We start from the raw sequence: 24,924 nt of genomic DNA on the forward strand, positions 1-24,924 counted from the left end.
GCAGCATGTGGCAAGACGCGAGAGCCTTGAACGCAACCGCCAGCGGCATTTTTGCCGCGGTGGTGCTGGCTTGCGCGGCTTCCGGCGTGTGGTGGGTGTCGCAGCGGCCGATGTTCAACCTGCGCGCGATCCGCGTGGAGACCATGGACCGCACGGACCTGCGCCATGTGAACCACCTGACGCTGCAAGCGGGAACCTCGGGCCGCATCCGGGGCAACTTCTTCACCACCAACCTGGACTCGGTGCGGCAGGCTTTCGAATCCGTGCCCTGGGTGCGCCGCGCCACGGTGCGCCGCGAATGGCCGGACCAGCTGGTGGTAGCGCTGGAGGAGCACGAGGCGCTGGGCACCTGGGGCGAGGACGGCCGCCTGCTCTCGACCAAGGGCGACGTGTTCACCGCCAACCTGGCCGAGGCGGAGGAAGACCATGAGCTGCCCGCCTTCTCCGGACCGGAAGGCAGCGAGAAGGAAGTGTTGTCGCGCTTCGGTGAACTGAAAGCGTGGTTCGCGCCGGCGCAGCTGGAGCCGCAGGCGCTGGACCTGTCGGGCCGCTACGCGTGGACCGTGAAGCTGGACAACGGCATGAGCGTGGAGCTGGGCCGCGAGCAGACCAGGTCCACGCTGAAGGAAAGGGTGGACCGGCTGGTGGGCATCTGGCCGCAGCTGGCGAACCGGGTGCAGAACATAGAGACGATAGACATGCGGTACCAGAACGGATTGGCGCTCAGCGCAGCGGGACTGAAGATTCCGCCGGAAGGCAAGAAAACGAAATAAGTACGCGAAATAAGCACGCTAAGCACGGCAGGCACAGACACTTTAAAGCATATAAAGCAGGCAAATGAAATGACAAAAGACGCGAAAAACCTGATCGTCGGCCTCGACATCGGCACCTCGAAAGTGGTGGCCGTGGTGGCCGAGGTGATGGGCGATGGACGCCATGAAGTGATCGGGCTGGGCCAGCACGAATCGAAGGGCTTGAAGAAGGGCGTGGTGGTTAACATCGAAGCGACCGTCGAGTCCATCCAGCGCGCGCTGGAGGAAGCCGAGCTGATGGCCGACTGCAAGATCCGCAACGTGTACGCCGGCATCGCGGGCAGCCATATCCGCTCCTTCAATTCGAGCGGCATGGTGGCCATCAAGGACAAGGAAGTGACGGCCACCGACGTGGCGCGCGTCATCGAAACGGCCAAGGCGGTTAATATCCCGACCGACCAGCAATTGCTGCACACGGTGCCGCAGGAATTCATCGTCGACAGCCAGGAAGACGTGCGCGAGCCTATCGGCATGAGCGGCATCCGCCTGGAAGTGAAAGTACACATCGTCACCGGCGCGGTGAGCGCGGTGCAGAACATCGTCAAGTGCGTGCGCCGCTGCGGGCTGGAAGTATCGGACCTGATACTGCAGCCCATGGCCTCGGCCGACGCGGTGCTCACGCCGGACGAGAAGGAACTGGGCGTGGTGCTGATCGACATCGGCGGCGGCACCACCGACGTGGCGGTGTTCTCGGACGGCGCCATCCGCCACACGGCGGTGATCCCCATCGCCGGCGACCAGATCACCAACGACATCGCGATGGCGCTGCGCACGCCGACCTCGGAAGCGGAAGAGATCAAGATCCGCTACGGCGTGGCCAAGCAGGTGCTGGCCGATCCGGGCGAGCACCTGGAAGTGCCGGGACTGGGCGACCGCGGCCCGCGCAACCTGTCGCGCCAGGCGCTGGCGGCCGTGATCGAGCCGCGCGTGGAAGAGCTGTTCGCCATGGTGCACCAGGTGGTGCGCGAATCGGGCTACGAGGGCGTGCTGTCGTCGGGCATCGTGCTCACCGGCGGCACCTCCATCATGCCGGGCATGGTGGAAATGGCGGAAGACATTTTCCTGAAACCGGCGCGCATGGGCACGCCGGACTATCGCGGCCAGCTCGCCGACGTGGTGCGCAGCCCGCGCTACGCCACCGTGCTTGGCCTGCTGCTGGAAGCGAAAAAGCAGTACCTGCGCGGCCATATCGTTACGCGCCAGGATGGGTCGGTGAAAGCGGTATGGCAGCGCATGAAGGAATGGTTCCTCGGTAATTTCTGAAGTATGTGGTTTTAGTGTTGCATTGGTTTTGACGGTTTTTGAACTTAATATAATTTTTAATTGAAACCGCAGTTTTCAATCCCCAGCTCTCCTAACGATATGAGGACTGGCGATTGAAAACGGCATTCTGATAGGAGCACATCATGGAGTTTGATATGGTCGATAACGCAGCTTTGGGCACCGTCATCAAGGTCGTCGGCGTCGGCGGAGCAGGTGGCAATGCAGTTCAGCACATGATCAACAAGGGCATGAGCGGCGTGGAATTCATCGCCGCCAACACCGACGCGCAAGCGCTGTCGGCCTCGAAGGCCGGCAACATCATCCAGATCGGCGAGACCGGCCTGGGCGCGGGCATGAAACCGGAAGTGGGCCGCAAGCTGGCCGAAGAATCGCGCGCGCGCATTGAAGACGCGCTGCGCGGCGCGCACATGGTGTTCATCGCCGCCGGCATGGGCGGCGGCACCGGCACCGGCGCCGCGCCTATCGTGGCCGAAGTGGCCAAGGCCATGGGCGCGCTGACCGTGGCCGTGGTGTCCAAGCCGTTCTCGCACGAAGGCCAGAAGTGCATGGACATCGCCGACGAAGGCCTGGAGCAGCTGGCCGCCAACGTCGACTCGCTGATCGTGATCCTGAACGAGAAGCTGGAAGAGATCTATGAAGACGAATCGCTGATCGAGTGGCTGCAGCACGCCGACGATGTGCTCAACAACGCCGTCGCCGGTATTGCCGAGATCATCAACGTGCCTGGCCATATCAACGTCGACTTCAACGACGTGAAGACCATCATGGGCGAGCAGGGCAAAGCCATGATGGGCACCGCCACCGCCTCCGGCGTGGACCGCGCGCGCATCGCCGCCGAGCAGGCCGTGGCTTCGCCGCTGCTGGACGGCGTGGACCTGTCCGGCGCGCGCGGCGTGCTGGTCAACGTGACCGCCTCGCGCGGCCTGAAAGGTAAAGAGATCAAGGAAGTCATGGCCGCCGTGCGCGCCTTCGCCGCGCCGGACGCGTCGATCGCACAGGGCATCGCCTACGACGACGAGATGGGCGACGCGATCCGCGTGACCGTGGTGGCCACCGGCCTGGGCAAAGCCAAGAAGCATGTGCAGCTGGTCCAGCAGCCTATGCTGCGCACCGGCACCCACAATGCGCCGCAGGCAGCGCTGGGCGGCGGCGCCGTGACCTCGTCGGTGACGATGGGCGGCGTGGGCGGCGGCATCTCGGGCGGCGGCGCGCAAGCCTTCGACGGCATGAAGGCGCCTGCGGTATGGCGCCGCGAATCGGCTTCCGAGCAGGTGAACGCGCTGCAGAAGTCGGGCATGGAAACCTACGACATCCCGGCCTTCCTGCGCAAGCAAGCCGACTAAGCGCGCAGCCGACGCATTCCTCCAACCTCTGGCATACTTCGAGTTCTTGCCAGAGGCAAGCCGCGCCTGGCGCGGCTTTTTCACAACCATACAAAAGGAGTCACCATGACCATCAAGATCGGCGACAAACTGCCGGAAGGCACCCTGTCCGAATTCATCGAAACCGAAACCGAAGGCTGCTCGCTGGGTCCGAACACCTTCAAGGTGGAAGACCTGGTCAAGGGCAAGAAGATCGCCATCTTCGGCCTGCCGGGCGCCTACACCCCAACCTGCTCGGCGCAGCACGTGCCGGGCTATGTGAAGCACGCGGCCGAGCTGAAAGCCAAGGGCGTGGACGAGATCTGGTGCATCAGCGTGAACGACGCCTTCGTCATGGGCGCCTGGGGCCGCGACCAGAAAGCCACCGGCACCGTGCGCATGATGGCCGACGGCAACGCCGCCTACTCCAAGGCCCTGGGCCTGGACGCCGACTTCAGCAAGTTCGGCATGGGCACCCGCTCGCAGCGCTACTCGCTGCTGGTGGAAGACGGCGTGGTCACCCAGCTCAACATCGAGCAGGGCGGCAAGTTCGAAGTCTCGAACGCGGAAACCCTGCTGGGCCAGCTGTAATCCCGGCTCTCCCGCAGCAAAGCACAACGGCACCGATGGCGCCGTTTTTGTTTTATTGGCTGGTGAAATATCAAGGTATGATCGTGGCGTGCTTGCATAATTTGAGCACGGAGGCTGCCATGCAATTTCTGACCCTGGAACAACTACAGCAGGACCACGCCGCAGGACGGGTGGATTCGATAACTTTGCAGGCGGATGGCGCCGGGTTCGAAGTGCAGATCGTCGCAGGGGGCGGCTTGCACCGGCTGGCGAGGCGCTTCACAGAGCCAGGGGAAGCGTTGCAGCTATTGCGGGACGCCGGGATTAGCGATGTTCACATCGCTGGTAATGATGCCGCCAGCCATGCCATTCGGAAAGCTCTGTCTGGGCTCGAGGACGGCAGCAATACCATCTATGCCCCGGATGATTGGGAACTGCTCAGGACAAACAAAAGGATGCAACGAGACGCGCCATGAAGCGCGTTCTGCGTAGCCGCAGCTACCAGGAGGATCTGGATGATATCGAACGCTATATCGCCAGGAGCAATCCGCGCGCAGCTGTTGATTTGTGGCTGCGTATCGACGAACAGGTCGACAAGTTAGCTGATCCAAATTTCCCTCGGCGTCCCGGCCGGGTAGCCGGCACCTTCGAGCTGGTGGCGCACAAAAATTACATTGTTGTCTTTTACGAGGACGTATCCTCGGTTTATGCCTTGAACGTCATCCATGCGCGCAAACGCTACCCTTGAACGGAATGGATCAGGTGGCGCTGTGCGCGTCGCTTTTGGCGGGCTTGCGGCTGCGGCGCTTGGGCGCGAGCATGACGCCGGTGCAGGACGGCGCGCCGCAGTAGCAGGCGAAGGCGCGCTTGACGGCGGGCGTGTGGCGCGCCTCGTAGATCAGCGCGTAGTTGTAGTTCAGTTCCTCGCCGGCGTCGATGTGGTGCAGCGAGTAGATGAAGACCTTGCCGTCTTCCTCGTAGGCTTCGCAGTTGGGTTCGCAGGCGTGGTTGATCCAGCGCGCGTCGTTGCCGCCGCTGCCGCCGTCGATCAGGCTGCCGTCCTCCAGGCTGAAGAAGAAGGTGTGGTTGATGGGGCCGCCCCCCGCTTCCGCCCGCCGCGCCGACTCGTCGCTGCTGATGCGCTCGCCGGTGTATTCGATAATGCGCGTGCCCGGCGGAATGTCCTCGCGCGCGAACACGCCGCGCCCGTGGATGGGGGATTCTTTGACGATGTAGAGCGGGAGGTCGGTAGGGGTAGGCATGGCGGTAATATTACCGCAGCTTGCGGGCTGCGTGCCACATCTCCCGCAAGCGTTTCTCCGCCGTCTATCAATCCGCTGCCGGGAAATCCAGCGCCGTGTCGTTCACGCGGTTCACCAGGTTGGTGAAGGTGATGCTGGCGATGGCGAGCAGGGTGTCGACGATTTGGGCGTCGCTGTAGCCGGCCGCCTTCACGGCGGCCACGGCTTCGGCCGGCACCGTGCCGCTGCTGCGCGCCAGGGTGTGGGCAAAGGCGGCCAGCGCGTCGGCGCGGTCGTCGCCGGAGGCGCCGCCTTTGCGCACGGCCAGGATGGCGGGGCGGCTCAGGCCGGCTTTCGCGCCCATCAGCGTGTGCGCGGCCAGGCAGTAGTCACAGCCCGCGTCTTCGCTGATGGCCAGCTTGATGATCTCGATTTCCTTGACGCTCAGGCTGGATTTTTTCAGCGCGCCGTCCAGGTTGAGGGCGGCTTCCAGGGCGACCGGGCTGTTGCTGCCAACCGCCACGTAGGCGTTCGGCACCATGCCGATGGCGCCTTTGATGGCGGTGAACAGCTGGGCGGCGTGGCCGGTGGCTTCGGTGGTGGCGATGGTGTGCAGACGGCTCATGATATTTCCTCTCAGTGTGGGACCGACTGGTTTGTGTGTCGGCATGGAAAGAAGTTTAGGCCGCTTGGGTGAATCTTTTAATGCCTGAAATGCGCTAAAATTTGCTTAATCGTCTCAATCGGAGAGTCCCATGGGAGCTTTAAGCCGCTTGCTGTCGCTGTATCCGGTGCAGACCGCGCTGGACATCCGCTGCCATTTCGGCGCGCCCTGGGTGCTGGACCAGCCGGCCGAGCCGGCCGGAGTGGCGCCGTATCACCTGGTGGTGAGCGGCGGCGGCTGGCTGGAGGTGGGCGCGCAGCGCGGCATCGCGGTGCAGGCGGGCGACATCCTGCTGTTCCCGCACGGGTCGCCGCACAAGCTGCACACCGACGATCCTGCCGCGCAGCCGCCGGTGCCGCGCGCGTTCGAGAGCGGGCAGGTGGTGCGCGTGTACGAGAACGGCGGCCAGGGGGAGGCCACCGACATCCTGTGCGGGCGGCTGGAGTTCGGCGCTGGCGGCCCTCATCCGCTGCTTGCCGCGCTGCCCGAGCTGATCCACGTGCGCACGGCGGGGCGCGACGACTTCGCCGGCCTGCAGTCGCTGATGGCGATGCTGCGGGTGGAGACCGAGACCGTCCGTCCAGGCGCGCGGGCCGTGGTGTCGCAGCTGGCGTCGGCTCTGTTCGCGCTGCTGATGCGGGCCTGGCTGGAGCAGGCCTCGGCCATGCCGGGCCTGTTTGCGCTGCTGGCCGAGCAGCGGCTGCAGGCGGCGCTGCTGGCCATGCTGGCCGAGCCGGAAAAGCCGTGGACGCTGGAAGAACTGGCCGGCCTGTGCCACATGTCGCGCGCCACGTTCGCGCGGCTGTTCCTGAAGGCTGCCGGCAGCACGCCGGCGGCGGTGCTGACGCAGACGCGCATGGCCAGGGCGGCGGCCCTGCTGGCGCAAGGGCGGCTGCCGGCCGGGCAGATAGCCGAGCAGGTGGGCTACCAGTCCGAGGCCGCGTTCAACCGCGTGTTCAAGCGCAGCTACGGCGTCGGCCCCGGCGCTTACCGGCGCGGCGCGGCGGCGCCGCTTACAGCCAGCCGTCGTCGTCCAGCACCATCTTCTTGAAGTAGTCGACATTGGCGCGGGTGGCGAACAGGGCGGAGGGGATGAAGCACAGCAGTGCCGACGCCATCACACTGTGCAGGCCGAGCGCGCCGAACAGCAGGCGCGCGGCGCACACCAGCAGCGCCGCCAGCGCCGTCAGCACCAGCGCCTTGCGCGCCATGCCCTTGGCCACGTAGTAGAACGGCCCGAACAGGAAAGCCCAGGGATTGAACAGCACCTGCGCCCGTTCGGCCAGGCTCAGCTCGATTGATTGCGGCAGGTCCACGCCGCCGCCTTTCTGCAGGGCCGCGAAGATGGCTTTCCAGCCGTCGGGCAGGCCGGGCAGGGCCAGCGCCGAAGCCGCGACGTCGGCGCCGCAGTTGAAACAGAAGTCTGCGGTGGACGAGGCTTGGGATCCGCATTGCTGGCAGAACGGCATTTATTTCCTTGGTGGGGAGGATGCCTGCCATGATACCGCCGCGCCAGCCCGCAAAAACACGTGCTTTGTCACACTGCCCGGGCGCGGCGCGGAATAAAGTCGCTGCGCGGCGGACGCGGTGCGTAAACGCAACACTCGCGCACTTGCTATAATCGGGCGCCCCTCACGACGCCACGCGCAAGGAGCTCCTCTGACCCCGCAAGCCGAAAACCTGCGCAGCATCTACGCCATGCTGATCGCTGTCGCCATGTTCGCGCTGATGGACACGGCGATGAAACTGCTGTCCGCCCACTATCCCGCCATGCAGGTGACGGCGCTGCGCTCGCTGTCGTCGCTGCCACTGGTGTGCGCCTATATGGCCTACCGCGGCAAGTTCGGCGGCATTTTGCGGGTGCGCTGGCCGCTGCAGCTGCTGCGCGGCGTGCTCGGCATCGGCATGCTCACCATGTTCGCCTACGCGCTGAAAAGCCTGCCGCTGGCCGACACGTATTCGATCTTCTTTATCGCGCCGGCGCTGATCACGGCGCTGTCGGTGTTCATCCTGAAGGAAAAGGTGGACGCCATGCAGTGGGCCGCCATCGTGGTCGGGCTGGGCGGGGTGTTGGTGGTGCTGCGGCCGGACGGCGCCAGCTTTATTTCGCTGGCCGGGCTGGCGGTGCTGGGCTCGGCGGCGTGCTACGCGGTGTCGGCCATCGCCAGCCGCATATTGAGCCGCAGCGACGCCAGCGAGCACATCATGTTCTGGCTGCTGGTGATGATGGGGACCGGTTCGGTGGCCATGTGCTGGCAGGGCTGGGTGGCGATACGGCCGCAGGACTGGCTGATTATCGCCGGGCTGGCGCTGAGCGGTTTTTTCGGCCAGCTGGCCATCACCATCGCCTTCAGCATGGGCAAGGCCTCGATCGTGGCGCCGTTCGAATACTCGGCGCTGGCCTGGGGCGTGGCGATCGACTGGCTGCTGTGGAACACGCTGCCGGACGGCTACACCCTGCTGGGCGCGGCCATCATCATCGGCAGCGGCATCTACCTGGTGCGGCGCGAAGCGGTGCACGCCGAAGCCGAGCACCCCTAGCAGCCTGAGCCGCATTTACTCCACTTCGGGGTCTGACCCCAAATTGCGCGAAATGCGGCTCAGCTCGCCTGGCCGGGGCGGGGCAGCGGCATCTCCGATATAATTTGCGGATGCTAAAACAACGCACCATCAAAGAAAAAGTCTGCACCACCGGCGTGGGCCTGCACTCGGGCACCAAGGTGGTGCTGACGCTGCGTCCGGCCGCGCCCGGCGTGGGCGTCGTGTTCCGCCGCGTGGACCAGGAGCCGCCGGTGGAGTTCCCGGCCTCGGCCATGGGCGTGACCGATACCCGCATGGCCACCGTGCTGAGCAAGGGCGACGTGCGCATCTCCACCGTCGAGCACCTGATGTCGGCTTGCGCCGGCCTGGGCATCGACAATCTGTACGTGGACGTGAGCGCCGAGGAAATCCCCATCATGGACGGCTCGGCCTCGTCCTTCGTCTACCTGCTGCAGCAGGCCGGCGTGCAGGAGCAGGACGCGGCCAAGAAATTCATCCGCGTGCTCAAACCGGTGGAAGTGCGAGAAGGCAAACCGGGCAACGAGAAGTGGGCCCGCCTGGTGCCGCACGACGGCTTCAAGCTGGACTTCTTCATTGAATTCAACCACCCGGCGGTGGACGGCACGGCGCAGCGCGCCAGCATCGATTTCGGCGACGTCACCTATGTGCAGGCGATTGCCCGCGCGCGCACCTTCGGCTTTATGCAGGACGTGGAGATGCTGCGCGGCATAGGCCTGGCGCGCGGCGGCTCGCTGGAGAACGCCATCGTGATGGACGAGTACCGCATCCTGAACGCGGACGGCCTGCGCTATGACGACGAGTTCGTGCGCCACAAGATCCTGGACGCGATCGGCGATTTGTACCTGGTCGGCCACCCGCTGGTGGCGGGCTACGAGGCGCACAAATCGGGCCACGCGCTGAACAACCAGCTGCTGCGCGCGCTGCTGGCCGATCCGTCGTCGTATGAAGTGGTGACTTACGACACGGTGGAGTCGGCGCCGGATTCCTATGTGCGCCAGATGACGCACGAGTGGGACCTGAATCAGTAATCGGGCCGGTCGCGGCGGCGCTGCACCAGTAGCTGCAGCGCTTCGATCAGGTGGCCGTTCTGCTTGCTCTGCTCGAGCGACTTGCTCAATTCCTCGAAGGCGGTGACGGCAGCGGGCGGCAGGCTCAGCGTGCGCATCTGCGGCTTGATGTCGGCCGCCTTCATCATCTGCACCCGCAGGCGGATGTTGTTAATCTGCCACCCGCGCTGCTGCAGCGTATCTTGTAATTTCGGCAGCTGCTGTTTGAGCTTGGCCGCCACGGCCGAGCTGGGGGTGGACAGCAGCAGATGGCCGTCCTCGAACGCCAGGATTTCGCAATGGCTGAACATGCTGGGCAGGGTGGCGGCGCAATCCTTCTGCAGCGCGGCCATGCGCTCGATGGCCGGCAGCAGGGCCGCCATCTTGTCATTTCTTTTCAGAAAGTCCGTCGCCACCTTGGGCGAGCGGCCTTGATTGAGGGAATTGAATAAGCGCATGGCCCGAAACATACCACAGCCCGCCGCCCGCCCCAAGCGAGCTGAGCCGCATTCGCCCTCCTTCGGGGTCTGACCCCGGATTGGGGAGAGTGCGGCTCAGCTCGCTTGTAGGAATGGGCTGAAAGTGGCGGGAAAATCCGAGTTTGTTACCATACTGGCTATTGTTATACGGGGCAATAACCCAACCTTGGCCGGACGGCATGATAAAATCATCGGTCTTTTGCCCTTGGCAAGCTGAGCACCCTACACCCTAGCTTTTTTTAACGGCGTTAACCAATGTCCTTACTGACCCAGATTTTCGGCAGCCGCAACCAGCGTCTGCTCAAGCAATATCAAAAAACGGTACGCGAAATCAATGCGCTCGAGCCGGCCATGGAGAAGCTGTCGGATGCCGAGCTGCAGGCGAAAACCCCGGCCTTCAAGGAACGCATCGCCGGCGGCGAGGCGCTGGACGCCATCCTGCCGGAGGCCTTCGCGGTCTGCCGCGAGGCGTCCAAGCGCGTCTTCAAGATGCGCCACTTCGATGTCCAGCTGATCGGCGGCATGGTGCTGCATTACGGTAAGATCGCCGAAATGGGCACCGGCGAGGGCAAGACCCTGACCGCGACCCTGCCGGCCTATCTGAACGCGCTGTCGGGCAAGGGCGTCCATATCGTCACCGTCAATGACTACCTGGCCCAGCGCGATGCCGAAACCATGGGCAAGCTGTACAACTGGCTCGGCCTGTCCACCGGCATCAACCTGTCGCAGATGGAGCACGCCGCCAAGCAGTCCGCCTACGCGGCCGACATCACCTACGGCACCAACAACGAATTCGGCTTCGATTACCTGCGCGACAATATGGTCTTCGAGGCACGCGACCGCGTACAGCGCGCGCTGAACTTCGGCATCGTCGACGAGGTGGACTCCATCCTGATCGACGAGGCCCGCACGCCGCTGATCATCTCCGGCCAGGCCGAAAACCACACCGATCTGTATTACAAGATCAATGAAGTGCCGAAGATGCTGACCCGCCAGGTTGGCGAGGAAACTCCGGACGGCAAGGGCAGCGTTGAAGTGCCCGGCGATTACACCAAGGACGAGAAGGCGCACTCGGTGCTGCTGACCGAAGCCGGCCACGAGAAGGCCGAGGCCATCCTGGTGCAAATGGGCCTGCTGCCGGAAGGCGCCTCGCTCTACGATTCGGCCAACATCACGCTGGTGCACCATCTGTACGCGGCCCTGCGCGCGCACGCGCTGTACTTCAAGGATCAGCACTACGTGGTGCAGAACAATGAAGTGGTGATCGTCGATGAATTCACCGGCCGCCTGATGACGGGCCGCCGCTGGTCCGACGGCTTGCACCAGGCGGTGGAAGCCAAGGAAGGCGTGAAGATCCAGAACGAGAACCAGACCCTGGCCTCGATCACCTTCCAGAACTACTTCCGCATGTACGCCAAGCTGGCCGGCATGACCGGTACGGCCGATACCGAAGCGTATGAATTCCAGGAGATCTACGGCCTGGAAACCGTGGTGATCCCGCCTAACCGCCCGTCGGCGCGCAAGGACAAGCAGGATCAGGTCTACAAGACCAACCAGGAAAAGTACAACGCCATGCTGCTGGAAATCCGCGAGTGCTACGACCGCGGCCAGCCGGTGCTGGTGGGTACCACCTCGATCGAGAACTCGGAGCTGCTGTCGGGCATCCTGACCAAGGGCGGCCTGCCGCACAACGTCCTGAACGCCAAGCAGCACGCCCGCGAAGCGGAGATCATCTCCCAGGCCGGCAGCCCGAAAGCCATCACCATCGCCACCAATATGGCGGGCCGAGGCACCGACATCGTCCTGGGCGGCAATGTGGAAAGCCAGATCAAGTTCATCGAAGCGAATCCGGAACTGAGCGACGCCGACAAGGCCGCCCAAGCCCAGGCGCTGCGCGCGGGCTGGCAGGCGCTGCACGAGCAGGTGGTCGCTGCCGGCGGCCTGCACATCGTCGGCACCGAGCGCCACGAGTCGCGCCGCGTCGACAACCAGCTGCGCGGCCGCGCGGCGCGCCAGGGCGATCCCGGCATGTCGCGCTTCTTCCTGTCGCTGGACGATCCTTTGCTGCGCATCTTCGCGGGCGACCGCGTGCGCGCCGTGATGGACCGCCTGAAAATGCCGGAAGGCGAACCGATCGAGGCGGGCATCGTGTCCCGTTCCATCGAGTCGGCGCAGCGCAAGGTCGAGGCGCGCAACTTCGATATCCGCAAACAGCTGCTGGAGTATGACGACGTCGCCAATGACCAGCGCAAGGTGATTTACCAGCAGCGTAACGAGCTGCTGGAAGCGACCGATATCTCGGAGATGATCCAGTCGCTGCGCCATGGCATGTTCACCGACATCGTGCGCGAGTTCGTGCCGGAGGAGTCGGTCGAGGAGCAGTGGAATATCCGCGGCCTGGAAGCGGCCCTGGCCACCGAGTGGCAGGTGCAGGTGGATCTGCAGGCCGCCCTGGCGGCCGACGCCAGCCTGACCGACGACGAAGTGCTGGAGAAGGTGCTGGCTGCGGCCGACGCCGTGTACCAGGCCAAGATCGACATCGTGGGCAAGGACGCCTTTGGCGGCTTCGAGCGCAATGTCATGCTGCAAAGCGTGGACAGCCACTGGCGCGAGCATCTGGCGGCGCTGGACCACCTGCGCCAGGGTATCCATCTGCGCGGCTATGCGCAGAAGAATCCGAAGCAGGAGTACAAGCGCGAGGCCTTCGAGCTGTTCGGCCAGATGCTGGACATGATCAAGAACGAGGTGGTGCGCCATGTGATGACGGTGCGCATCCAGTCGCGCGAGGAAATCGACGCGGCCGAAGCGGCCATGCAGGCCACCCACCTGGAGAATGTGCATTACCAGCACGCGGACTTCAATCCGAATGCGGCGCCTGAGGAGTTGCTGGCGCCAACCGCGGCGCCCGCGTCGGCGGACGACGGCGGCCTGCGCGTTGGCCGCAACGACCCTTGCCCTTGCGGCAGCGGCAAGAAGTTCAAGGCTTGCCACGGCAAGCTGGCTTGATGCGGGCCGGGCGGCGCGCAGCAGCAGCAGGCTGCGCGGCCCGTGGCGGCAGCTAGTCTCCATCCCCGCCTTATGGCGGGTTTTTTTTTGCGCGCTGCCGGCGCCTCAGCCTGCCGCTTGGGCGGCTTCGGCCTGCTGCTGCGCGCCGGCGCGGCGGAGGTGCGGGCGGTGCGGATAGCTGCTGTCGCACGCCAGCAGCAGGCGCTGCGTGGCGAATGGCATGCCGAAGGCTTCGTGCAGGCGCAGCATCACTTCGGCGCTGACGCGCTGGCGGCCGTTGCGCATCTTGCTCATCAGCGGCGGACCGATGCCGGCGGCGCGGCACAGCGCGGCGTCGTTCTTCAAATGCTGCTCCTTGATCAGCGTGTCGAACAGGTGGGCGGCGCCGCCGCCGCAGGGGCCGGTGGTGGTCATGTGGGTCTCCTCTCTGGTTGGCGATAAATGGGGGCGGCGGCGGCGGGGCGCGGCCGCTGGACGCAGGGCAGGTCGAGCGCCACGCACCAGCGGCGCCAGGCCAGGCCGGCGCGCTCGGTAAGCGCGAGCAAGGCCGGCACGTTCAGTTCCAGCAGGGCGCCGGTGGCGGCCAGCTCCGGCAGCAGTTCGGCGCGCTGCTCCGGGTCCGCAGCGCACACCTGGGCCACCTGCTGCGCCAGGTGCAGCTGCCGGGCCAAGGCGCGCGCCGGGGCGGTGGCGCATTGTTCGGGCGCGTCCAGATGCTGGACGGCTTCGGCCAGGGACGGCGCCACGTTCCAGTGGCGCAGCATGGCCGCGCCCAGTTTCAGGTGGTTGTAGCAGTAGCGCGCCTCCTCCATGGCCAGCAGGACGTCGGGCTGCCAGCGCGCCGCCTCTGCTTCGCGCAGCAGCTTGGCGTAGGAGCGCGGACGCGAGCTGGCCAGCCCGAGCTGCCCGCAGCCGGCCAGCAGGCCCGCGCTGAACAGGGCGGCCCGGGCCGTTGCGCCGCCCAGCTGCTGCGCGGCGCAGGCCAGCGCCAGTGCGCGCGACCAGTATTGCGGGTAGGCGAAGGCGCTGCAGGGGCCGCGCCGGTGGGCGCCGAGCATGCCCAGTGCGAGCGTCATCTGCTGCACCACGGCCGGCCCCAGCGCGGCCAGGGCGGCGGCGCTGGCCGCGCCGTCGTGGCCGGCCAGCCTGGCCAGGCCGGCGGACAGGCGCGGCTGGCGCGCGATGGCGGCGGCCAGCGCCGCCAGGTCGGCGCCGTCGCGGCACAGCGGCAGCAGGGCTTGCACGGCGGCGGGCGGCTCGGGCAGCAGGCCGGCCGCTTCCAGTTCGGTGAAATCGATCAGCTCTTTCATGGGCTAGTCCTGGAATCGCTGGTGGATGGCCAGCACTTCGTCCCAGCCGGCCAGCAAGGCGTCCACGCAGGCCGGGTCGAAATGGGCGCCACGCTGCTCGCGCAGGAAGGCTTCGGCCCGTTCCAGCGGCCACGCTGCCTTGTAGGGGCGGGCCGAGGTCAGCGCGTCGAACACGTCGGCGACGGCGGCGATGCGCGCGGCCTGCGGAATGGCGTCGCCGCGCAGGCCGGCCGGGTAACCCTGGCCGTCATAGCGCTCGTGGTGGCACAGGGCGATGGCGGCCGCCATGCCCAGCAGCGGCGTGGCGGCCGTGCCGAGGATGGCGGCGCCGATGGCCGAGTGGCCGCGCATGATGGCCATTTCCGCCGCGTCCAGCCGGCCCGGCTTGAGCAGGATGTGGTCGGGAATGCCGACCTTGCCGATGTCGTGCATGGGCGCGGCCGCCAGCAGCAGCGCCTGCTGCGGCTCCGGCCAGCCCAGCCCGGCCGCGATCAGGCGGGCGTAGTGGGCCATGCGCTGCAGGTGGGCGCCGGTTTCCGGGTCGCGGAAGGCGGCCGCGCGCACCAGCTGCTGCACCGCTTCGGACTGCTGGGCGGCCAGTTCGCCGGCGGCCTGGTTCATCTTGCTGAGCTGGGCCGAGCGCAGTGTCAGCATATTGCGCACCCGCGCCCGCAGCTCGGTCTTGTTGACCGGCTTGGTCAGGAAGTCGTTGGCGCTGTCCTCTAGCGCGCGATGGCGCACCGCCAGCCCGGTGTCGGCGGTGATCATCATCACCGGCACCGTGTCCAGCCCGGGCAGCGCGCGGAAGCGTTCGAGGAATTGCATACCGTCCATGCCGGGCATCATGTAGTCGAGCAGCACCGCGTCCGGCTGGTGCGCGCGGCACCAGTCCAGCGCCTGTTCCGGCGTGCCGGCGCGCACCGGCGCCACGCCGGGCAGCGCGGCGAGCATGTGCGCAAACAGGTCCAGGTTGACCGGGTCGTCATCGACGATCAGCACCTGCATGGGCGGCGCCGTGTATGCCTGCGTCTGTGCGGCCGTCATCGCGCCGCACTGCCCAGCAGTTCGTCGATGCAGTGTCCGGCAGCGCTGCCACGGCGCGCCATCCTGCCCTTGCGCTGGCTGTCGGCCAGCAGGTGCATCAGGTCGGTCTCCGTGCGCTCGAGCTGGGCCAGCAGGCGCAGCGCCAGCAGGCTGGTCAGGTTGGCGTCGGGCTGGGTCCGGTGCAGCGCGGCCTGCATGGCGCCCGTTTCGGCGTCCAGGCCGACGCGCAGCGCCGACAGGGTGTCGTGCACGCCGCGCGTAATCATGCCCAGCCGAACATACAGCGGATCGATGGCGCCCGCCTGGGCTGGCGCAAGTGGGAGGGACATGGTGGTTCTCCTTGTAGGGTAGAGGGAAGCGCCGGTTTCAGGCCAGGGCCAGCACGGCGGCGCGCGGCCGGCCCGCCGGCACGGCGCGGGGCGGACGCGGGGTTTCGGCCGCGTCCAGTTTGAATACCTCGATGGTCGTGGCAAGAGCGGCGGCCTGCTCGCGCAACGCGCCGGAGGCGGCGGCGGCCTGCTCGACCAGCGCGGCGTTCTGCTGCGTCACGCCGTCCATCTCGGTGACGGCCTGGTTGATCTGTTCGATGCCGGCGCGCTGCTCCTGGCTGGCGGCCTGGATTTCGCCCATGATGCCGGTCACGCGCCGCACGCAGGCCACCACTTCCTTCATGGTCTCGCCGGCCTGCTGCGCCAGGCTGCCGCCGTTGTCGATCTGGGCCTGCGAGGCGCCGATCAGGTTCTTGATCTCCTTGGCCGCCGCCGCCGAGCGGTGCGCCAGGTTGCGCACCTCGCTGGCCACCACCGCGAAACCGCGCCCCTGCTCGCCGGCGCGGGCCGCTTCCACCGCCGCGTTCAGGGCCAGGATGTTGGTCTGGAAGGCGATGCCGTCGATCACGCCGATGATGTCGGCCATTTTGGCCGAACTGGCCTGGATCGCGCCCATGGTGTCGACCACCCGGCCGACCACAGCGCCGCTGCGCTCGGCCACGCCGGAGGCGGTCACGGCCAGCTGGTTGGCTTGGCGCGCGTTGTCGGCGTTTTGCTGCACCGTGGAGGTGAGCTCTTCCATCGACGAGGCGGTCTCTTCCAGGGCGCCGGCCTGCTGTTCGGTGCGCGCCGACAGGTCCAGGTTGCCCGACTCGATTTCGGCGGACGCCGTGGCGATGGCGGCGGCGCCGTCGCGCACCTGGCGCACCAGGCCGGCCAGGCGCTCGTTCATGGCGGCCAGCGCCTGCAGCAGGCGCGCCGTCTCGTCGCGGCCGCCGCTCTCGATTTTGCAGCTGAGGTCGCCGTCCGCGACGCGCTCGGCCAAGCGCACGGCGCGCGCCAGCGGAGTGGTGACGCTGCGGCTGATGAGCACGCCTATCCCCGCGGCCAGCGCAGCGGCCACCGCGGCCAGCGCCAGCAGCTGGGTGGTGGCGACGGTGGTCTCGTGCTCTGCGCTCAGCTCGTCGTCGGCCATCAGCTTGGTCTGGCGTTCAATCAGCGCATCCAGGCGTTCCGCGTAGCGCAGCTGGGCCGGACGCACGTCCTTCAGCAAAATGGCCAGCGCCTGCGCGGGCTGCTGCTGGTCCAGCGCGGCCAGGAAGCGCTGGCGCTGGCTGACGAAGCCGGCCTGCAGCACCTCCAGCTGGGACTTGTCCTGTTCGCCGGCGCTCAGGTGTTCGAGCGCGCCGAAGGCGGTGTCAAGGTCTGCCGCGCTGCGCACGATGCCGGCGCGCTCGGCGGCCACGGCGGCTGGCTCTGTCATCAGCAGCAGATTGCAGAGGCGCTGCGCGGTGGCGTTGACGCCGTCCTTGATGCGCTGGGCCTGCGCCACCTTGGGGTAGCGGTCCGCGCCGATCAGTGACAGTTCGTCGGCCAGGCTGTGCATGTGCGCATAAGACAGTCCCACCTGCAGCATCAGCAGTGCGATGACGGCGCCGAAGCCCAGCGCGAGGCGGGGTGCGATGTTCAGATGGCTCAGTTTCATGGTGGTTTCCGGTTGTGATGTGCTTTGCGGCGCGCCGCTTCAGGCCCATAATGTGCTGCGGGACCGGCGGAGCTGCATCCTGGAAACAATTCTATATAAAAATTGATTAATTTGGTAAAAATGTTTAATTTGTTTTTTCTATCGATAACTGCGCCAGACGCGGCGGCCCATCCATGAAGCCTGTCGACAGCGCTGCCGAGGAGGTCTGCACGACCCAGCGCGCGGCTGAACTGCTGGGTATTTCCGTCTCTTCCGTGCAACAGCTGGTCGAGGCCGGCGTGATCGAGGCCTGGAAGACCAAGGGCGGGCACCGCCGCATCCCGCTGTCGGCGGTGCAGGCCTACCGCGCCGCCGCTTCGGGCGGGGCGGTCGCGCCGTCCGTCCCGCAGGCGGCGGCCGCGACGGTGTCGGTGCTGGTGGTGGAGGACAATCCGATGCAGCGCGCCCTGTACCAGCACCAACTGGCGCTATGGGGGCTGCCGCTGACGGTGCGCTTCTGCGAGAACGGCTACCAGGCGCTGATCGAGATCGCCAGCCACAAGCCGGACGTGCTGCTGGCCGACATCGTCATGGACGGCCTGGACGGCTACGAGATGATCAAGACCATCCTGGGCTACCCGGAACTGGCCGAGATGCACATCGCCATCCTGTCCGGCCTGGCGCCGGAGGCGCTGGCGGCGCGCGGCGGCGTGCCCGACGGCGTGGTGTTTTTCAGCAAGCCGGTCAATTTCGACGAGCTGCGCGGATATTTGCGCGCGTGCTGCGCACAAAGGCTGCGGAATAAAATATAATTAAATTGAGAAATTCGTTTAATTTGATTATTTGACCCGGGCGCCACCCCGCCCGGGCCGCAAGGAGAGGGCATGACCAGGCAAGGTGTGATGGACCGGCTCGACGCGCGCCTGCTGCTGGCCATGTTCGCGTTGCTGCTGGTGGCGGTGGTGTGGGGCGTGACGCTGGCGCAGCTGGGCCAGCTGCGCGCCGGCGAGCTGGCCGACGCGCAGCGCGAGGCGGCCAGCCTGGCGCGGGTGTTCGAGGAGCACGCCGCGCGCACCGTGGACGCGGCCGACCAGGCCGCCGTCTATCTGCGCGGCCGCTACGCCACGCAGGGCGGGCGGCTTGACCTGGCCCATGAGCTCGAGGCGGGCCTGCCTTCCCCCAGTGTCTACAATCTGCTGACCATTATCGACGGCAACGGCGATGTCGCGCTGTCGAGCAAGCCCTTCCAGCCGCTCAACCTGTCGGACCGGCCGCACGTGCGCGCCCACCGCGACAGCGCCGCCGACGACATTTATATCAGCGTGCCCGTGCTGGGCCGGGTGTCGAAGAAATGGTCGCTGCAGATCACGCGCCGCATCGCCGCGCCCGGCGGCGGCTTCGGCGGCGTGGTGGTGGTGTCGATGGACCCGTATTACTTCACCCGCTTGTACCACGACGTCGACATTGGCCGCCACGGCGCCATCGCCCTGATCGGCGCCGACGGCATCGTGCGGGTGCGCCGCGCCGATGGCGACGAAGGCATGGGCGCCGACCTGTCGGCCAGCCCGGTGGTGGCCGCCATGCGCCAGGCCGCGCGTGGCCATCTGACCGCCACCAGCCTGGTCGACGGCAGGCGCCGCCTGTATGCCTACGCCAAGGTCGAGCAGTACCCGCTGTACGTGGCGGTCGGCCTGGACGAGGAGGAAAGCCTGGCGCATTATTACGCCGCGCGCAACCGCGACCTGCTGCAGGTCGGCCTGAGCACGGCGGTGATCGTGCTGTGCGCCTTCGGCCTGCACCTGCTGATCGGGCGCCTGGTGCGCAGCCGCGAGGAGGCGCTGGCGGCCGCGCGCGCCAAGGCGCGCTTCCTGGCCAATATGTCGCACGAACTGCGCACGCCGCTGAACGGCGTGCTGGGCTACGCCGAACTGATCATGGAGGAGGCCGGCGCCAGCCGCGTCGGCCAGTTCGCCGGCGTGATCGCCGAATGCGGCCAGCGCCAGCTGGCGCTGGTCGAGTCGGTGCTGGAACTGAGCGCGCTGGACGCCGGCAGCACGCCGCTCAACCTGGCGCCGGCCTCGCTGCGCGAACTGGCCGAGGCCGCGCTGGCCGGGCAGGCCGAGGCGGCGGCGGTGCGCCGGGTGGTCCTCAGCTGCGAACTGGACCCGGCGCTGCCGGAGCGGGTCGGCTGCGACCGCGCCAAGCTGGCGCGCGTGCTGGAGCGGCTGCTCGGCAATGCCGTGGCCCACGCCGAGAGCGGCGCGGTGCGCCTGCGCATCGAGGCCGCCGACGGCGGCGTGGCGTTCTCGGTCAGCGACAGCGGCGACGGCGTGCCGGCCGCGCTGCAGCGGCGCGTGTTCGAGCGCTTCTTCCAGGCCGACGACGGCCCGGCGCGCAAGCGCGACGGCGCCGGCCTGGGCCTGGCGCTGGCGGCGGCGCTGGTTGAACTGATGGGCGGGCGCATGGCGCTGCGCTCGGCGCCCGGCCAAGGCGCCACCTTTTCCTTCGCGCTGCCCTTGGGCGCGGTGCACTAGACGGAGCCGCCTTGCCATCCTATCGCCATATCGATCTGAACGTCTTGCTGCAGGCCGTCGGCGGCGACGCCGACGCCTGCCGCAGCCTGACCCTGACCTACCTGGACGTGGCGCCGCCCATGCACGAGCAGCTGCAGCGCGCGCTGCGCAGCGGCGACTGCGGCGCGGCGGCCTACGCGGCGCACGCGCTCAAGGGCAGCACCACGCTGGTGGGCGCCGGCCCGCTGAGCGCGGCGCTGCAGGCGCTGGAGGCGCAGGCGCGGGCCGGCCAGAGCGCAGCGCTGGCACCGGCCGCCGCCGGCCTGGCGCAGCTGTTCGGCGCCGCGCTCGACGAGGTGCGGCGCAGCCTGGCCGACGGCGAGGTGCGCTAGCATGCCGGCCTCCGGACTGCCACAGGTCACGTGGCGGCGCTGGTTCCGCCGCGACCGCGCGCACCGCCGCATCGCCCTGGTCGGCCTGGCGCTGCTGCTGCTGCTGGGCGGCGTCACTGTCGCGGTGGGCTGGGTGCTGCACGAGCGCGCGATCGACGACTGGCGCAAGCAGCTCGACAACCAGTCGCTGGTGCTGGCGGAGACGGTGTCCCAGTCCATGGCCTCGGCCTACCTTGTGCTCGACAGCCTGGACGACGCCGTGCAGCGCGCCGCGCCCCGCACGCCGGAGGCGCTGCGCCTGGCCATGGGGGGCGAGGCGGTGTTCCAGATGATGCGCGACAAGGCCAGCGGCGTGCCCCAGGTGGACGTGGCCACCATCGTCGGCGCGGACGGCGCCGTGCTCAATTTCACGCGCGCCTGGCCGGCGCCGGCCATCAACCTGGCCGAACGCGACTACTTCCTCTACCACCGCGGCGGCGCCGGCGGCGACTTCATCAGCAAACCTGTGCGCAACAAGGGCAATGGCCAGTGGACCTTCTATCTGAGCCGGCGCCTGGCCGCGCCCGACGGCCGCTTCCTGGGCGTGGCCCTGGTGGGCATTTCATGCGACTTCTTCAGCGCGTTTTTCCGCAATGTCAGCGTTGGCGAGCACGCCGCCATTTCCCTGTACCGCAGCGACTACGCGCTGCTGGCGCGCTGGCCCATGGTCGAGCAGTTGATGGGCAAGGAGGTCAGCAACGGCAGCACGCGCGCGGTGATCGCCTCCGGGCGCGACAGCGGCGTGGTGCTGCAGCGCGGCCCGCGCATGGCGGCCGGCAACCAGGAAGTGTTCCGCATGGGCGCCGTGCGCAAGGTGCGCAACTATCCGCTGATCGTCAACCTGACGGTGACCGAGGACCTGTTCCTGGACGGCTGGCGCCGCATTGCGCGCCTGCTGGGCGGTATCGCCGTGCTGGCCGGGGCGGCGCTGGCGGCGGCGTTCGCCGCCATGGCCGTCATCCTCAAGCGGCGCGAACGCGACGCCGAGCTGGCGCTGCACCTGAAGGCGCGTGCCGACGCGGCCAGCGAAGCCAAGTCGCGCTTCCTGGCCATGATGAGCCACGAGATCCGCACGCCCATGAACGGCATCGTCGGCATGTCCGAGCTGCTGTTGGAAACCCGGCTGGACGCGGCGCAGCGCGGCTACGCGGGCAATGTGCACAGCGGCGCGCTGGACCTGCTGCGCATCATCAACGAGATCCTGGATTTCTCCAAGATCGAATCCGGCCACATGGAATTCATCAATAGCAGCTACGACCCGGCCCGGCTGGTGCGCAGCGTGCTCGAGCTGCACCGCGCGGCCGCCGCCAAGAAGGGCTTGCAGCTCGAGGCCGCCATCGAGCGCGGCGTGCCGCCCTGGGTATGGGGCGATCCGGTGCGCGTGCGCCAGGTGCTGGGCAACCTGGTCAGCAACGCCATCAAGTTCACGCCGGCCGGACAGGTGACGGTGGCGCTGGCGGCGCGCCCGGACAGCCAGCCGGGCCGCCTGCGCCTGGGGTTCGAGGTGCGCGACAGCGGCATCGGCATCAGTCCGGCCGAGCAGGGCCGCCTGTTCGAGCCCTTTATCCAGGCCGACGACACCATCAGCCGCCAGTACGGCGGCACGGGCCTGGGCCTGGCCATCTGCAAGCGCCTGGTACAGCTGATGGGCGGCGAAATCTCCTGCGTCAGCGCACGCGGCGAGGGCGCCTGTTTCAGCTTTGCGCTGCCGACCAGCGCCGCCGCGCCGGCCGCGGCGCCGCCGCCCGCTTCCCGGCCGGCGGCGGCGGCTGACAGGCCGGCCGGCGCCGCCGCGCCGCTGCGCGTGCTGCTGGCCGAGGACACCGAGATGAACCGCCAGTTGGCGCGCATCCTGCTCGCCCGCCTGGGCTGCGAGGTGGACGACGCGGCCAACGGCGAGCAGGCCCTGGCCGCCATGGCGCGCGGCGGCTACGACCTGGTGCTGATGGACTGCATGATGCCGCTGATGGACGGCTACGAGGCCACGCGCCGCTGGCGCGCGCACGAGGCGGCCGCAGGCCTGCCGCGCCTGCCGGTGGTGGCGCTCACCGCCAGCGCCGTCGAGGGCGACCGCCAGCGCTGCCTGGAAGCCGGCATGGACGATTACCTGGCCAAGCCGTTCAAGCTGGAGGAGTTCAGCGCCGCAGTGCGGCGCGCGGCCGGCATGGCGCCGGCCGGCGCGCCGCCCTAGCCGGCCCGCACCGGCGAGCTGCGCGGCACCACGATGCGCACCGCCGTGCCCTGGCCCGGCTGCGACGCCACCGTGACGCGCCCGCCCAGCATGCCGGTGACGATGTTGTACACGATGTTCATGCCCAGGCCCGTGCCGCCGCGCCCCATCTTGGTGGTGAAGAAGGGGTCGAACACGTGGCGCCGCACTTCTTCGGCCATGCCGGCGCCGTTGTCGCTGAAGACGATCTCCACCATGCCGCCGTCCAGTTCGCGTGCGCTGATGCTGATGGTGCCGTCGCTGCGGTCTTCGAAGGCGTGCGCCAGCGCGTTGTTGATCAGGTTGTTGAAGACCTGGTACCAGCTGCCCGGGTAGGAGTCCAGCGCCAGGCCCTGCGGCACGTGGAAGGCGGTGCCGCAGTTGGCGCGGCGCAGGCGCGGCACGTAGGTGGCCGCCGTGTCCAGCACCACCGCCAGCAGGTTGAACACGCGGCGCTGGTCGTTGGTCTGGTCCACCGCGATCTGCTTGAAGGAGGCGATCAGGTTGGCCGCCTTGTTGAGCGAGCCGGAGATCAGGTTAGAGGCCAGCTTCACTTCCTCGTTGTAGGCGCTCAGCGTGGAGCGGCGCAGCGTGCCGCCGCTGAGCATGGCTTCGAATTCCACCACCCGGTCGCCCAGCGCGGTCGAGGCCAGCAGGCTGTTGCCGATCGGGGTGTTCAGCTCGTGCGCGATGCCGGCCACCAGCGAACCGAGCGAGGCCATTTTTTCCGCCGCGATCAGGTCGTGCTGGGTGCGCTGCAGGGTCTGCAGCGCGTGCGACAGGTCGCCGTTGGCGCGCTCCAGCTCGGCCGAGCGCTCGCTCACGCGGCGCTCCAGCGAGGCGTTCAGTTCTTCCAGTTCCTGTTTGGCGTTGAGTTCGGCCGTCATGTCCAGCAGCGCCCAGATAATGGCGTCCACGCCGTCCAGGGTCAGCGAGGACGACCAGATCGCCAGCCGGCCGGTGCCGCCGCCGCGCAGCGCCATATTCGCCACTTCGCCGTGCACCGCGCCGTGGCGCATATACAGCTGCCAGATGCGCTCGCGCTCTTCCGGCGCGCCCCAGAAGGTGAAGCTGTCCGAGCGCTGGCCGATCAGCTGTTCCTCGGTGTAGCCGAAGGTGCTGGTCAGGGCCTGGTTGGCGCCGATGATGCGGCCGTTGCGGTCGGTCACGCTGAGCGGTAGCGGCGCCATGTCGAACAGGGTCTTGAAGCGCGCTTCCGATTCGGACAGGCGCTGTTGCGACGCTTCCAGCTGCAGCACGCGTTCGCGCAGCGCCACGCTCATCGAGTTGAGCGAGCGCGCGTAGACTTCGATCTCGTCGCCGTCGCCGTCCGGCAGGTTGCGGCCGAAGGCGGTTTTCATCAGCTGCCCGGCCTGGCCGGTGAGGGCGCGCAGGCGCCGCCCTATGCCTTGCGTGAAGGCGTAGAACAGCAGCACGCCCAGCCCCAGGCCCACCAGCGAGATCAGGCCCGATTGCAGGAAGACTTCCTCGCGCGCCTTGTCCAGCTCGCTGGTCGAGAGGCCGAAATTGAGCGAGCCGATCTGGTTGTCCTTGAGCAGCATGGGCGCGCGCGCGTGCAGCGTGCTGCCGACCTGCCAGGTGCGCACCCCGTTCATGGCCGGCGCGGTGCCGTTGCGCAGCGCGGCCGGCAGCGCGGGCGGATGCTCGCCGGCGGTGGCCAGCGGCACGTCGTTCTGGTCCAGCACGATGATGTAGCGCACGAAGCTGTCCTGGGGATCGGACAGCATCTCGGTCCAGTAGTCGTTCAGTTCGCTAAGGCGGCCGCGGATGGCGTAGGGGCTGAGGGTGAGATTGAGTGTGACCGCGTATTCGTGCGCCACGCGCTCGGCGTTCTTGCCGACCGCGCTGTCCATCACGCGCTGGCTGTTGCCGATCAACAGCGCCACCACCATGGCCTGCACGATGGCGCTCAACAACAGAAACTTCGCCCGCAGCGATAGACTCACACCCACTCCTTGCTGTCCTGGACGCCCCGCGTCCCCAGACAGCAATATACCGCATGCAACAATGTTAAGGGAGTGTCAAGATCACCTTCACCGTGTCGTCGACGGCGGATTTGTCGATGTAGCCGATGGCCTTGGGATCGTCGGCCCCCGCCTTTTTCACGTCGGCGTTGGATTTGTATTCCTTGGGCGGCGTGGCCTTGCCGGTAAACACCAGCTTGGACCACAGCGCCTTCACCTGGGCCGCGTCCTTGTCGGCCACTTTCTGGTAGAAGTCGTTGCGGATATGCGAGCCTTCGGCCTGGTCCACCGGCGTGAACATGGTCGATTTGCCGAGGAAGAACTGGGATGCCTGCTCGGAGAACATGCGCGTGGCCGGGTTGGCCTTGTTGACGATCACGACCGTTTCGGCGGACGCGGGCAGGGCGGCGGCGGCGAGGACGGCCAGGATCAGGGCTGGGAGCGTTTTTTTCAT

Annotated in this window: 25 protein-coding genes; 14 read left to right on the forward strand and 11 right to left on the reverse strand. The window is 67.4% G+C overall.

The window, feature by feature from the left end; all coding sequences use genetic code 11:
* The first annotated feature begins 5 nt into the window (after positions 1 to 5).
* The 6 genes from KT882_RS07090 to KT882_RS07115 all read left to right on the forward strand — a co-directional run bounded on the left by KT882_RS07090 (position 6) and on the right by KT882_RS07115 (position 4,775).
* Entirely contained in the window at positions 6 to 773 is a 768-nt protein-coding gene (locus KT882_RS07090; protein ID WP_228895084.1) for a cell division protein FtsQ/DivIB, read from the forward strand.
* 69 nt (positions 774 to 842) lie between these two features.
* Positions 843 to 2,075 (forward strand): cell division protein FtsA, encoded by a 1,233-nt coding sequence (gene ftsA, locus KT882_RS07095; protein ID WP_056398831.1) that lies wholly within the window; start codon positions 843 to 845, stop codon positions 2,073 to 2,075.
* Positions 2,076 to 2,218: 143 nt separating this feature from the next.
* The gene (gene ftsZ / locus KT882_RS07100) at positions 2,219 to 3,439 is read left to right on the forward strand and encodes a cell division protein FtsZ (protein ID WP_161071566.1); all 1,221 of its coding nucleotides are present in this window, start codon (positions 2,219 to 2,221) and stop codon (positions 3,437 to 3,439) included.
* Positions 3,440 to 3,544: 105 nt separating this feature from the next.
* Complete coding sequence (locus KT882_RS07105; protein ID WP_161071565.1) at positions 3,545 to 4,048, forward strand: peroxiredoxin; 504 nt, start codon at positions 3,545 to 3,547, stop codon at positions 4,046 to 4,048.
* A gap of 119 nt (positions 4,049 to 4,167) precedes the next feature.
* Positions 4,168 to 4,503, forward strand: a complete 336-nt coding sequence (locus KT882_RS07110) for a hypothetical protein (RefSeq protein ID WP_161071564.1) — start codon at positions 4,168 to 4,170, stop codon at positions 4,501 to 4,503.
* Positions 4,500 to 4,775 (forward strand): type II toxin-antitoxin system RelE/ParE family toxin, encoded by a 276-nt coding sequence (locus KT882_RS07115; RefSeq protein ID WP_161071563.1) that lies wholly within the window; start codon positions 4,500 to 4,502, stop codon positions 4,773 to 4,775. The genes KT882_RS07110 and KT882_RS07115 overlap by 4 nt, the downstream gene beginning before the upstream one ends.
* A gap of 10 nt (positions 4,776 to 4,785) precedes the next feature.
* Here the strand turns inward: KT882_RS07115 and KT882_RS07120 are convergent, their stop codons facing one another.
* Both KT882_RS07120 and KT882_RS07125 read right to left on the reverse strand, forming a co-directional pair.
* Positions 4,786 to 5,289: an SET domain-containing protein gene (locus KT882_RS07120; RefSeq protein WP_161071562.1), complete on the reverse strand. Its 504-nt coding sequence runs from the start codon at positions 5,287 to 5,289 to the stop codon at positions 4,786 to 4,788.
* Positions 5,290 to 5,356: 67 nt separating this feature from the next.
* Complete coding sequence (locus tag KT882_RS07125; RefSeq protein WP_161071561.1) at positions 5,357 to 5,893, reverse strand: carboxymuconolactone decarboxylase family protein; 537 nt, start codon at positions 5,891 to 5,893, stop codon at positions 5,357 to 5,359.
* 130 nt (positions 5,894 to 6,023) lie between these two features.
* Here KT882_RS07125 and KT882_RS07130 point away from each other — a divergent pair, with 130 nt between their 5' ends.
* The gene (locus KT882_RS07130; RefSeq protein ID WP_228895085.1) at positions 6,024 to 6,983 is read left to right on the forward strand and encodes an AraC family transcriptional regulator; all 960 of its coding nucleotides are present in this window, start codon (positions 6,024 to 6,026) and stop codon (positions 6,981 to 6,983) included.
* Here KT882_RS07130 and KT882_RS07135 read toward each other — a convergent pair.
* Positions 6,946 to 7,401, reverse strand: coding sequence for a DUF2628 domain-containing protein (locus tag KT882_RS07135; protein ID WP_161071559.1), 456 nt, complete (start codon positions 7,399 to 7,401; stop codon positions 6,946 to 6,948). The genes KT882_RS07130 and KT882_RS07135 overlap by 38 nt on opposite strands.
* A gap of 229 nt (positions 7,402 to 7,630) precedes the next feature.
* Here KT882_RS07135 and KT882_RS07140 point away from each other — a divergent pair, with 229 nt between their 5' ends.
* Positions 7,631 to 8,473, forward strand: a complete 843-nt coding sequence (locus KT882_RS07140; RefSeq protein WP_161071558.1) for a DMT family transporter — start codon at positions 7,631 to 7,633, stop codon at positions 8,471 to 8,473.
* Positions 8,474 to 8,583: 110 nt separating this feature from the next.
* Positions 8,584 to 9,522: a UDP-3-O-acyl-N-acetylglucosamine deacetylase gene (gene lpxC / locus KT882_RS07145; protein ID WP_161071557.1), complete on the forward strand. Its 939-nt coding sequence runs from the start codon at positions 8,584 to 8,586 to the stop codon at positions 9,520 to 9,522.
* Here the strand turns inward: lpxC and KT882_RS07150 are convergent.
* Complete coding sequence (locus KT882_RS07150) at positions 9,516 to 9,998, reverse strand: DciA family protein (RefSeq protein ID WP_228895087.1); 483 nt, start codon at positions 9,996 to 9,998, stop codon at positions 9,516 to 9,518. The two genes, lpxC and KT882_RS07150, sit on opposite strands and share 7 nt — an antisense overlap.
* A gap of 276 nt (positions 9,999 to 10,274) precedes the next feature.
* Here KT882_RS07150 and secA point away from each other — a divergent pair, with 276 nt between their 5' ends.
* Positions 10,275 to 13,025, forward strand: a complete 2,751-nt coding sequence (secA, locus tag KT882_RS07155) for a preprotein translocase subunit SecA (protein WP_161071555.1) — start codon at positions 10,275 to 10,277, stop codon at positions 13,023 to 13,025.
* A gap of 105 nt (positions 13,026 to 13,130) precedes the next feature.
* Here the strand turns inward: secA and KT882_RS07160 are convergent, their stop codons facing one another.
* Genes KT882_RS07160 through KT882_RS30760 form a run of 5 tightly spaced genes read right to left on the reverse strand, consistent with a single transcriptional unit; the run spans position 13,131 to position 17,353 of the window.
* Positions 13,131 to 13,439, reverse strand: a complete 309-nt coding sequence (locus KT882_RS07160) for a helix-turn-helix domain-containing protein (protein ID WP_228895089.1) — start codon at positions 13,437 to 13,439, stop codon at positions 13,131 to 13,133.
* Complete coding sequence (locus tag KT882_RS07165) at positions 13,436 to 14,335, reverse strand: HDOD domain-containing protein (RefSeq protein ID WP_228895091.1); 900 nt, start codon at positions 14,333 to 14,335, stop codon at positions 13,436 to 13,438. The genes KT882_RS07160 and KT882_RS07165 overlap by 4 nt, the downstream gene beginning before the upstream one ends.
* Positions 14,336 to 14,338: 3 nt before the next feature.
* Positions 14,339 to 15,340, reverse strand: coding sequence for a response regulator (locus KT882_RS07170; RefSeq protein WP_228896559.1), 1,002 nt, complete (start codon positions 15,338 to 15,340; stop codon positions 14,339 to 14,341).
* 35 nt (positions 15,341 to 15,375) lie between these two features.
* Positions 15,376 to 15,708 (reverse strand): hypothetical protein, encoded by a 333-nt coding sequence (locus tag KT882_RS07175; RefSeq protein ID WP_228895093.1) that lies wholly within the window; start codon positions 15,706 to 15,708, stop codon positions 15,376 to 15,378.
* A 37-nt stretch (positions 15,709 to 15,745) separates the two neighbouring features.
* Complete coding sequence (locus KT882_RS30760; protein ID WP_321170333.1) at positions 15,746 to 17,353, reverse strand: methyl-accepting chemotaxis protein; 1,608 nt, start codon at positions 17,351 to 17,353, stop codon at positions 15,746 to 15,748.
* Between the two features lie 173 nt (positions 17,354 to 17,526).
* On the opposite strand from KT882_RS30760, the gene KT882_RS07190 reads away from it, so the two are divergent.
* From KT882_RS07190 to KT882_RS07205, 4 genes are all read left to right on the forward strand, one after another.
* The gene (locus KT882_RS07190) at positions 17,527 to 18,144 is read left to right on the forward strand and encodes a response regulator (protein WP_161075687.1); all 618 of its coding nucleotides are present in this window, start codon (positions 17,527 to 17,529) and stop codon (positions 18,142 to 18,144) included.
* Positions 18,145 to 18,216: 72 nt separating this feature from the next.
* The gene (locus tag KT882_RS07195) at positions 18,217 to 19,866 is read left to right on the forward strand and encodes a cache domain-containing sensor histidine kinase (protein WP_228895095.1); all 1,650 of its coding nucleotides are present in this window, start codon (positions 18,217 to 18,219) and stop codon (positions 19,864 to 19,866) included.
* Between the two features lie 11 nt (positions 19,867 to 19,877).
* Positions 19,878 to 20,237 carry an Hpt domain-containing protein gene (locus KT882_RS07200; RefSeq protein WP_228895098.1) on the forward strand — a complete coding sequence of 120 codons (360 nt, stop codon included), beginning with the start codon at positions 19,878 to 19,880 and terminating at the stop codon, positions 20,235 to 20,237.
* Position 20,238: 1 nt separating this feature from the next.
* Positions 20,239 to 22,467 (forward strand): hybrid sensor histidine kinase/response regulator, encoded by a 2,229-nt coding sequence (locus KT882_RS07205; protein WP_228895100.1) that lies wholly within the window; start codon positions 20,239 to 20,241, stop codon positions 22,465 to 22,467.
* Here KT882_RS07205 and KT882_RS07210 read toward each other — a convergent pair.
* Together KT882_RS07210 and KT882_RS07215 are read right to left on the reverse strand one after the other, a co-directional pair.
* A complete protein-coding gene (locus tag KT882_RS07210) occupies positions 22,464 to 24,452 on the reverse strand; it encodes a PAS domain-containing sensor histidine kinase (RefSeq protein ID WP_228895102.1) in 1,989 nt (662 codons plus the stop codon). The two genes, KT882_RS07205 and KT882_RS07210, sit on opposite strands and share 4 nt — an antisense overlap.
* Positions 24,453 to 24,516: 64 nt before the next feature.
* Positions 24,517 to 24,924 (reverse strand): type 2 periplasmic-binding domain-containing protein, encoded by a 408-nt coding sequence (locus KT882_RS07215; RefSeq protein ID WP_228895104.1) that lies wholly within the window; start codon positions 24,922 to 24,924, stop codon positions 24,517 to 24,519.

Origin of the sequence: Pseudoduganella aquatica (genome assembly GCF_020865585.1) — a bacterium.
In the GTDB taxonomy this organism is placed as follows: domain Bacteria; phylum Pseudomonadota; class Gammaproteobacteria; order Burkholderiales; family Burkholderiaceae_D; genus Rugamonas; species Rugamonas aquatica_A.

Coding starts and splice junctions, on each gene's coding strand:
- KT882_RS07090 (WP_228895084.1), top strand. CDS start 6: ATGTGGCAAGACGCGAGAGCCTTGAACGCAACCGCCAGCGGCATTTTT.
- ftsA (WP_056398831.1), top strand. CDS start 843: ATGACAAAAGACGCGAAAAACCTGATCGTCGGCCTCGACATCGGCACC.
- ftsZ (WP_161071566.1), top strand. CDS start 2,219: ATGGAGTTTGATATGGTCGATAACGCAGCTTTGGGCACCGTCATCAAG.
- KT882_RS07105 (WP_161071565.1), top strand. CDS start 3,545: ATGACCATCAAGATCGGCGACAAACTGCCGGAAGGCACCCTGTCCGAA.
- KT882_RS07110 (WP_161071564.1), top strand. CDS start 4,168: ATGCAATTTCTGACCCTGGAACAACTACAGCAGGACCACGCCGCAGGA.
- KT882_RS07115 (WP_161071563.1), top strand. CDS start 4,500: ATGAAGCGCGTTCTGCGTAGCCGCAGCTACCAGGAGGATCTGGATGAT.
- KT882_RS07120 (WP_161071562.1), bottom strand. CDS start 5,289: ATGCCTACCCCTACCGACCTCCCGCTCTACATCGTCAAAGAATCCCCC.
- KT882_RS07125 (WP_161071561.1), bottom strand. CDS start 5,893: ATGAGCCGTCTGCACACCATCGCCACCACCGAAGCCACCGGCCACGCC.
- KT882_RS07130 (WP_228895085.1), top strand. CDS start 6,024: ATGGGAGCTTTAAGCCGCTTGCTGTCGCTGTATCCGGTGCAGACCGCG.
- KT882_RS07135 (WP_161071559.1), bottom strand. CDS start 7,401: ATGCCGTTCTGCCAGCAATGCGGATCCCAAGCCTCGTCCACCGCAGAC.
- KT882_RS07140 (WP_161071558.1), top strand. CDS start 7,631: ATGCTGATCGCTGTCGCCATGTTCGCGCTGATGGACACGGCGATGAAA.
- lpxC (WP_161071557.1), top strand. CDS start 8,584: ATGCTAAAACAACGCACCATCAAAGAAAAAGTCTGCACCACCGGCGTG.
- KT882_RS07150 (WP_228895087.1), bottom strand. CDS start 9,998: ATGCGCTTATTCAATTCCCTCAATCAAGGCCGCTCGCCCAAGGTGGCG.
- secA (WP_161071555.1), top strand. CDS start 10,275: ATGTCCTTACTGACCCAGATTTTCGGCAGCCGCAACCAGCGTCTGCTC.
- KT882_RS07160 (WP_228895089.1), bottom strand. CDS start 13,439: ATGACCACCACCGGCCCCTGCGGCGGCGGCGCCGCCCACCTGTTCGAC.
- KT882_RS07165 (WP_228895091.1), bottom strand. CDS start 14,335: ATGAAAGAGCTGATCGATTTCACCGAACTGGAAGCGGCCGGCCTGCTG.
- KT882_RS07170 (WP_228896559.1), bottom strand. CDS start 15,340: ATGCAGGTGCTGATCGTCGATGACGACCCGGTCAACCTGGACCTGTTT.
- KT882_RS07175 (WP_228895093.1), bottom strand. CDS start 15,708: ATGTCCCTCCCACTTGCGCCAGCCCAGGCGGGCGCCATCGATCCGCTG.
- KT882_RS30760 (WP_321170333.1), bottom strand. CDS start 17,353: ATGAAACTGAGCCATCTGAACATCGCACCCCGCCTCGCGCTGGGCTTC.
- KT882_RS07190 (WP_161075687.1), top strand. CDS start 17,527: ATGAAGCCTGTCGACAGCGCTGCCGAGGAGGTCTGCACGACCCAGCGC.
- KT882_RS07195 (WP_228895095.1), top strand. CDS start 18,217: ATGACCAGGCAAGGTGTGATGGACCGGCTCGACGCGCGCCTGCTGCTG.
- KT882_RS07205 (WP_228895100.1), top strand. CDS start 20,239: ATGCCGGCCTCCGGACTGCCACAGGTCACGTGGCGGCGCTGGTTCCGC.
- KT882_RS07215 (WP_228895104.1), bottom strand. CDS start 24,924: ATGAAAAAAACGCTCCCAGCCCTGATCCTGGCCGTCCTCGCCGCCGCC.